We start from the raw sequence: 4,031 nt of genomic DNA, 5'->3' as shown, positions 1-4,031 counted from the left end.
CCGGTTGCTGTTGTTTGACCAAAGGAACTGAACTCAATAAGTAACCGCTATATATTTCTAGTCGTCCTGTATTCATCCTTATAGTTTACTTGAACTACAGGTGCGTAACATCAGTTATTCATTGATTGTGCCGGCTTTCTTTTGTTGATTAGAAAACCTTGTTTTGGAAGTAATTGACATTGACCTGTCGTGCTTCCTGGTTTTTCTGTGATTGTGTTTTTGGGCGAGGGCTTACTGTAGGTTACAATGACAGCCTGTAGGTGGTTTTGTCTGGCGCTTAATATTCTCAGTCATCGTACCACAATAACCTGCCTTTACTGATAATTCATAAACCCCGACAAGAGGAAATCCGATGAAAAAAAGTTTATTTTGCTTCGCAATGTTAATTTCCGGTAGTGTAATGGCAACTACGGATCATTATGTGCTACGCGATGTTAAACATGTCCACCACTTGAAAATCACCCAACTGAATGATAAATATATAGTCAGTGCCGATGTGGATTTCGAACCTAACGCCGACGAAAAAGACAGTCTAGCCTGCTCTGCCGAAATTGCCGACGAGGCCAAAAGCACAGGCAAAGATAAACTGACCTTGAAAAAACATTCCGAAGGTGAAGCCAGTTATTGCATACTGGATATACAGCTTAGCCCTACGGGCGCAAAAATTGAGCAATCCGAAAACTGCAATAATTTTGTTACCGGCATTTGCCATTTCTCCAGTGAGGGGAAGGAATTGGTAAAAATTAAATAAACTGCACTGAACAAATCACTTTCGGTCATAGTTCGGCGGGGTCGCCACGAGCGGAAGCAATACGTTACGTCACCCTGAGCCTGTCAAAAGATTAAACCAGCGTTCCCTAAGAGCGTGTTAAAAGCGACCCGAGTGCAAGGCGCATGGAACACAGGAACCCGGAGTGTACATATGGAGTACATGAGGATTACGAGCGCAACGCAACAATCGGGACGCACAGTAGCTTTTAAGACACGCCCTTAGGTTTCGATCAATACAACAGCATGTACGGCAATGCCTTCTTTGCGTCCTTCAAAACCCAGTTTTTCGGTGGTCGTTGCTTTTACGTTGATACAGTCAACTTTGACTTGTAAATCAGTGGCAATGTTGTGGCACATGGCGGCAATATGGGCCGCCATTTTGGGTGCTTGGGCGATAATCGTAATGTCTGCATTGCCCAACTTATATCCTTGTTCCTGAACAATACGGTAGACATGCCGCAGTAATACCCGACTGTCAGCACCCTTGAATTCAGGATCGGTATCAGGAAAATGATTGCCGATGTCTCCTTGCGCTGCCGCCCCTAATAGGGCATCACAAAGGGCATGCAGCACGACATCACCATCTGAATGCGCCTCCAAACCTTGTTCGTAAGGGATTTTTACGCCACCGAGAATAATATGGTCGCCTTCATTAAAGCGGTGTACATCGTAACCTTGCCCAATTCGTATCATTGTTGCTCCATAAAAAAACGCGCTAGTGCCAAATCTTCAGGCCGGGTGATTTTGATGTTATCGGGACGGCCTTCGACGATTTTCGGTTTTAATCCCATTAATTCAAGAGCGCTTGCTTCGTCTGTGACCGCAGGATTGCCTTCAGCCCCCCCTTCCAGCGCTGTTTTCAACAGGCCGTAGCGAAACATTTGCGGCGTCAATGCCCGCCAGACTGACCGTCTATCCAAAGTGCCAAGAATATCCTGATCCTGAACACTTTTTAGGGTGTCGTGTGAAGACAAGGCTAAAATACCGCCAACGTCATCATTAACCAGCGTATCAATCAATAGGTGTATATCTTCTGTGGTAAGGCAAGGCCTGGCAGCATCATGCACCAGGATCCAATCATCATCTTTTGCCTTGGCACGGATAGCCTTCAGCGCAGATAGCACCGAGTCCGCCCTTTCCTTGCCGCCTGGCGCAGTGATGATAAGCTCATGCTGTGCAAATGAAAGTTCCGGCCAATACGGGTCTTCTGCTGAAATTGCAACGGCGACCCCTGAAAAAACATTCGCTTGCAACAAACGTGACAGCGTATGTTCTATCACTGTTTTACCAGCGAGATCCAGGTATTGTTTGGGCCGGTCGGCATTCATCCGCTCGCCAACACCGGCAGCCGGCACAACGGCCCAGAAATTTGTTGAGCGCTTCATTTTAATGTTTCCGCATTCGTAGGGTCAATCCCTTGTGGCTGCCCGGACGGGCACGGCCTGCCCTACAGCCCACACCAATTGAGTGATTAGTTATATTTGTACAATTTATTGAGATTTCTCTCTGCACATGACAAAAAAAGAGGAAGTTGATATAGCTCATTGAAATGTAATTAAATACTGCACTTTGTTTTGCTAACATGAAAAGCGGTCAACTACAAATCAACGGACTGACGGCTATCTTAAACCAGCATTTTCAATGGAACAAGGCCAGAATGGATTGCTTTGTTGGGATACTGGTTGCCTTGATGGGGGTGGGGACGCAACTAGCCCTAGCCTTTCCAAGGCTGGGCGCAGATACCGCCGCGTTACCGTCGGATGCAACGGTTTTTTAGCGCTCATTGGATTGGTTACATTGACGTTGCCCAGTTTATCATGAAGCTGTTCGAATTCACCTATGCCGACTATTATCCGTCACTGGACTGGACGAACTGGAAGTGGGGCAGCACCGGCATCAATTTGCTGGTTGGCTGTCGTTAATCGCGGCGCGGCCATTCCCGTGTATGGGTTGCCGCTCAACAAGCGGGACAACTCGAACAGTCGGGAACGCATCGCCCTGTTGCGGCGTTTCATTGGCCGGTTTGGCAAAAACCGCATCAAGGAGCGAATTCCCTCCTTTATCCGGATTCGCCAATAGCGTCAACACGAACCGCCGAGGCTTAAAAACACGGGTCGACCGTTTGTTTGGTGCGTCAGAGCTCGGCGAGACCGGGCGGCTGCCGCAACCGGGAAGTTTAGGCCATTGCAAGGATTACCTGAGTACCCTGCGCTTGGTAGACGGGGCGTTGATGGTTGTCGCAAGTGGCGGCCTTGTTCAGGATGCCATTAAAATTTACGGGTTGTGCCGGGAAATCGAAACCTTGTTTGGGTGCCTGAAGGGGCGAGGCTTTAAGCCCGAAGAAACCCGTGTGGGCCGGCTATCTTCGCATCAAAAAGCTCCTGGTGTTGCCAGTGGTTGCCTTTTACTGGGCCCATAAGGTCGGCCTGGGAACCCGGTTGTGTGTTGCCTATTAAAGTCAAAACACACCGCCGCAAAGCCCAAGGCATTTTTAGGTATGGGTTGGATTGTATCCGTACTGAATTGTTTAACGCCTTTTCAAGGTCAAACAAACAGCTTCAGGTTGTGATTTCATCGCTGTCGCCTACAACGTCGACGCTCTCTGCAAAGGGGGCTACCAGTAACCTGTTAATTTTTTGTCGTGTACAGGTGTTATTTTGCCTTCTTGAAACGTAACTAATGAACCTTGCCATTTTAGAGATCCATCAGATATATAAATCTGAGTACCATCATTACGAGTTCTGGAAAAATTATCAGCCGTAACTGATGTAGAAGCAAAAACTAACATTATTCTGTTTGTTATTCAGAGCAGTTTGTAATTTATCAAGTTTAGCTTAAAGTTTTGCATATTCCGCGTCCGCATTATCCTGCGTTTGCTTTTGTTCTTGCCTGTTTTCTGATTCAGTTTGAGCCACATCTTGATTTTTTACCCGGGCAATCCAAATGCCAAGTGAGACGCTGATTATCACCAATAATACGGCGGAGTCGGCCTCAGTTTCACCATTCCATAAAACCGATTACTGGAAAATCCTAGCCGCTGATTGACTTGTAGAATTGCTAGATACCCCTATCATCTTGGATGAATTAGGTATTCTTTTTCTGCTTGAGATTAGTTTAAATTGAATAATTTACAACTTGAGACTTTTGCACGAACCCAAGCCCCTAAACTGGTAAAATAAGCCCTTATCAAAGTCCGAGCAATAGCCCATGTCCTGGAAGAACCTAGCCCAAACCAGTTTAAGCGATGCCCTAGTCAAGCA

The 4,031-nt window shown here is 46.7% G+C and carries 6 protein-coding genes; 3 read left to right on the top strand and 3 right to left on the bottom strand.

What is annotated here, in order from left to right:
- Positions 1-352 precede the first annotated feature (352 nt).
- A complete protein-coding gene (locus tag ACLQ6D_RS02710) occupies positions 353-751 on the top strand; it encodes a hypothetical protein (RefSeq protein WP_411725725.1) in 399 nt (132 codons plus the stop codon).
- Positions 752-990: 239 nt separating this feature from the next.
- On the opposite strand, the gene ispF is transcribed toward ACLQ6D_RS02710, so the two are convergent.
- Complete coding sequence (gene ispF / locus ACLQ6D_RS02705) at positions 991-1,464, bottom strand: 2-C-methyl-D-erythritol 2,4-cyclodiphosphate synthase (protein WP_411725724.1); 474 nt, start codon at positions 1,462-1,464, stop codon at positions 991-993.
- Positions 1,461-2,156, bottom strand: coding sequence for a 2-C-methyl-D-erythritol 4-phosphate cytidylyltransferase (gene ispD / locus ACLQ6D_RS02700; RefSeq protein ID WP_411725723.1), 696 nt, complete (start codon positions 2,154-2,156; stop codon positions 1,461-1,463). The genes ispF and ispD overlap by 4 nt, the downstream gene beginning before the upstream one ends.
- Positions 2,157-2,353: 197 nt before the next feature.
- Between ispD and ACLQ6D_RS02695 the strand changes: the two genes are divergently transcribed.
- On the top strand, positions 2,354-2,548 hold the full coding sequence (locus ACLQ6D_RS02695; RefSeq protein ID WP_411725721.1) for a hypothetical protein: 195 nt from the start codon (positions 2,354-2,356) through the stop codon (positions 2,546-2,548).
- A 79-nt stretch (positions 2,549-2,627) separates the two neighbouring features.
- Here ACLQ6D_RS02695 and ACLQ6D_RS02690 read toward each other — a convergent pair whose 3' ends face one another.
- Positions 2,628-2,786, bottom strand: coding sequence for a hypothetical protein (locus tag ACLQ6D_RS02690; RefSeq protein WP_411725720.1), 159 nt, complete (start codon positions 2,784-2,786; stop codon positions 2,628-2,630).
- Between ACLQ6D_RS02690 and ACLQ6D_RS02685 the strand changes: the two genes are divergently transcribed.
- Complete coding sequence (locus ACLQ6D_RS02685) at positions 2,786-3,190, top strand: hypothetical protein (protein WP_411725719.1); 405 nt, start codon at positions 2,786-2,788, stop codon at positions 3,188-3,190. The genes ACLQ6D_RS02690 and ACLQ6D_RS02685 overlap by 1 nt on opposite strands.
- Positions 3,191-4,031: the final 841 nt, after the last annotated feature.

The sequence above is a fragment of the Methyloglobulus sp. genome (assembly GCF_046714055.1).
In the GTDB taxonomy this organism is placed as follows: domain Bacteria; phylum Pseudomonadota; class Gammaproteobacteria; order Methylococcales; family Methylomonadaceae; genus Methyloglobulus.
The sequence above is the reverse complement of the archived record's forward strand: the minus strand, read 5'-3'. Positions and strand labels throughout refer to the sequence as shown.